Here is a 3,339-nt window from a genome sequence, read left to right as displayed (position 1 = left end):
GGTCACGTTTATTTCTTTTGTTGAGCGTTTAATAATTTGAGCTAAGAGGCTTGCGCCTCCGGCATCATCATCAAACGCCCACACTTATCGACTGTTAATTTTTAAAGAACCTGCTGTTATCGACAAATCGTTTTGTTTGTCAGCAGCAGAGAAATGAGAGTATGGGGCTTGTGCGTCATTCCGTCAACCCCCTATCCCGATAATTGCTGTCGGCACGCATCTGATCGTGACGGAAGGGCAGCGGTACCAGCTGCTTGGCGGAGTACAGCGGCACCTGGTCACCATAGTGCGGCGACTTGGGATCTGTCGATTGCCCATATACCAGCAGCCCTTGGGCTATCGGCCCCGCCGCATCGAAACTCACCAGTTGGATGTAGCTGGTACCCCACACGATATTGCGATAGCCGTCCGCCCCCAATGCCGTTTCCATATGGACGGAGTTATAAGAGCCGTCGATATCGCCTATCCCGCCGTGTACCGGTATCCGGCTGCCATTGCGTACATCAGCCTGGTAATCCCCCAGCTTGCCATCCAGCGGAACACCGGCCGCCTGCAATTTGAGCGCCGCCGCCTTCAAGGCATTCAACATGGCCGGCATGGCGGAAGTGGCCACCCCGCCCGGCGTATTGACCGGGTCCGCCGGGTTCAGCGCCACCCGCCACCGGTTCGGTATGTGTGCTGCCGTGTTCCAGAATTCGCGGAACAGGACCGCGCCCCGGCTGTCCAGATTCGCCCGCCTATCCCAGGCGGCAAGCACCTTGCAAGCGCTTGCCAGTGGCGTATCGGCGCCGGTGCAGGCAGCCAGCAGGTCCGGCAGCACCAGCTCCGCCGCATAGATGCGGTTGTCGAAGAGCAGCCCGTGCAAGTCGTCAGGGGACAATTTAGGCTTGGCCGCCAATGCAGCGTCCACCTGGCTGAAGCCGATGCGGGTGCGCAGGCCTTGGGCAATGCCCACCGCGCCGTACATCGGTGAATAGCCGAACGGCGGCGGCCCCTGCAGCAGGGCTTTCGAGTTTGTCAGCCAGTAACCATCGTTGGAATTGGCGACATAATCGCTGCGCAGCAGCGACGGTGCACTGGCCGGGTTGAATATGCCCTCCGGTGCCCCCTCCTCCCGTTCCCAGCCGCAGTTGCTGCGTGCGCCGTCGAAAGTCAACAGCGGCGGAAACACCAGGCAGTCCGACATGAAACGCTCAGTACGCACCGCCGGCACCACGCTGGCATCCGCATACAAGGTGTTGCCGTCGCGGTCAGCCGCCACGGTGTTCACCCAGGGCAGTCCGGCAATCCGGTTGAGCGAACTTTGCATACTGGCGACGCTGGTCGCGCGCCCCATAGCCAGCCACTGTTCGAGCAGACGCGTGTTGTTGCGGTTGGCGTCTGCCAGCACATAGGCGTGCGTTCCAGTCCAGTTCACCCCGGCTTCCGGTTTGACCATGACCGCGCCCTGCTTGCTGAAGTAAAACACCTTGCGCTGGGTCGCGATACTGCCATCAGGCTGCAGCATATCCACGGCCACCGTCTTTGCCGCCATTTTCACGGGAGCGCCATCAACCAAATAGGTGGTGCCGGACGGATCGCTGGCATCGAGCGCCAGGCGGAAGGTGGTGAAGTGTGCGGCCTTGGTCACGGTGTGGGTCCAGGCCACATCTTTGTTGAAGCCGATTACGACAATCGGCAAACCGCCCAGCATTGCACCCATTGCATCATAAAAACCGGGCACCGTCAGGTGGATCTGGTAAAAGCGGTCGGTGCTGGTCCACGGATAGTGGGGATTGGCCAGCAGCATGCCACGCCCGTTCTGGCTGGCGTCCTTGCCGACGGCCAGGCCGTTGCTGGCCATGCGCGGCTTGAACAGGTTGGCCAACACGGCGGCATCGGGCGCGCCCTTGCCGCCCCGGCGGCGTGCCAGGGTGGCGCCGGGATCGCGCGCGGCGGCCAGCACTTCTTTCGCGAAAACCTGGCCGGAGGCGTGCAGTGCCTTTTCGGCCACCAGCAGATACACGTCGTCCACCGAAATGGGGCGCACCCATTCCTTGCCGTTGCAGGCTGCAGGCAGCGCGCCGCCATGGTCCCGCAGGTAGCGGTTGTAGCCGGCGGCATAGCCCTCCAGCAGGTCGCGAATTTCCTGGCTCCCCGCGGCGTAGCCCGCACGCAGCTGCTCCAGGTCCAGGTAGCCCTTGAAGAAGAAGTCACTGTCTTCGTTTTTGAGGTCGAATCCGTGTTCGTCGAGGTAGTCGATCGCCACGCTGTATTCGCCGTCGGCGCCCCTGGTGGGCATGGCGGCGGGGCCGAAGTAGCGCGACCGCTCGCCGCGCACCGTCAACATACTGTCGGCCAGCATGCAGACATTGTCCTCGGCATACGCATAGGCCAAACCATAGCCGAGGCCGAGGAAGTTCTGGGCGCGGACGTGCGCCACGCCGTGGCTGGTGCGCGCCAGGTCGGCGCTGAAACGCGGCGCCGCCTGCGGCGGCAGCGGAGCGGTGACGGGGGCCTGCTTGTTGCCGCAAGCAGCAAGCAGGGCGGCGCACGATAGGAGCGGGCTGAGCAGTTTCATATGCGACCTTTCGACGGTAGGTCGAAACATCATCGCTGCCTAAGCCCAACTCCGGTTTGCGCAAGCTCAATCAGTGCGGCGCTAAATGTCGGCCTTCATGAGGCTTTGTAGAACACGTAGTCAGCCTGGTACTTCACCATCTTCTTGGCACCGGCATTTGCCGCGCTGCAGCTGTCGGCAGGCGCGACGCCGCCCTGGGTGTTGATGCGCTGGATATAGGTTATGCCGCTCATCATGCCCGAGCCGGTGGCAGGGTTGGCCTGCACGAGCTGGAGGGGAATCGACGCCGGCGTCGGCGACGGATGCACCGCCAGCTGTTTGCCGGTCACCTTGCTGCCGTCGTTGGCTTCCCAGGTTGGGCCACCGTAGTACTTGCCGACCGCACTCTTGTTTTTGTCGTAAAGGATGGCCGTCGGGCCAGCGAACACCCATTCATAGGCGTCGGGCATGCCGGCTTTCGCGCGGCACTCGTAGGTCAGGTCGCCCGCGCCCAGCGCAGTCATTACAGCTTGGTGGCCGGCCGGCACGGCGATTGGCGTGCCCTCGGATGCTTGGGCGACGGTTGCGAAAACGGACAGCAGGAACAGAATACGTTTCATCGGAATCTCCCAGTTAGTGCGGCAGGATGCCAGCACGCAAGACATATACGAGGGGAGCTGCAAAACGGATTCAGATAAACGCAAAAAAGCCCCACCAGATCACTGGCGGGGCTTTTTCATATAACTAGCCTGACGATAACCTACTTTCACACTGGTTGCAGCACTATCATCGGCGCAAAA

2 protein-coding genes are annotated in these 3,339 nt (G+C 61.8%); both read right to left on the bottom strand.

What is annotated here, in order from left to right; translation table 11 throughout:
- Positions 1 to 175: 175 nt before the first annotated feature.
- The gene (locus tag AC6H42_RS32970; protein WP_082551993.1) at positions 176 to 2,560 is read right to left on the bottom strand and encodes a penicillin acylase family protein; all 2,385 of its coding nucleotides are present in this window, start codon (positions 2,558 to 2,560) and stop codon (positions 176 to 178) included.
- Positions 2,561 to 2,655: 95 nt separating this feature from the next.
- Entirely contained in the window at positions 2,656 to 3,159 is a 504-nt protein-coding gene (locus tag AC6H42_RS32965; protein WP_057156802.1) for a DUF3455 domain-containing protein, read from the bottom strand.
- Positions 3,160 to 3,339: the final 180 nt, after the last annotated feature.

This window comes from Massilia sp. NBRC 108631, assembly GCF_059704565.1.
Note: the sequence above shows the minus strand (reverse complement) of the source record. Positions and strands in the feature narration are given on the sequence as shown.

Coding starts and splice junctions, on each gene's coding strand:
- AC6H42_RS32970 (WP_082551993.1), bottom strand. CDS start 2,560: ATGAAACTGCTCAGCCCGCTCCTATCGTGCGCCGCCCTGCTTGCTGCT.
- AC6H42_RS32965 (WP_057156802.1), bottom strand. CDS start 3,159: ATGAAACGTATTCTGTTCCTGCTGTCCGTTTTCGCAACCGTCGCCCAA.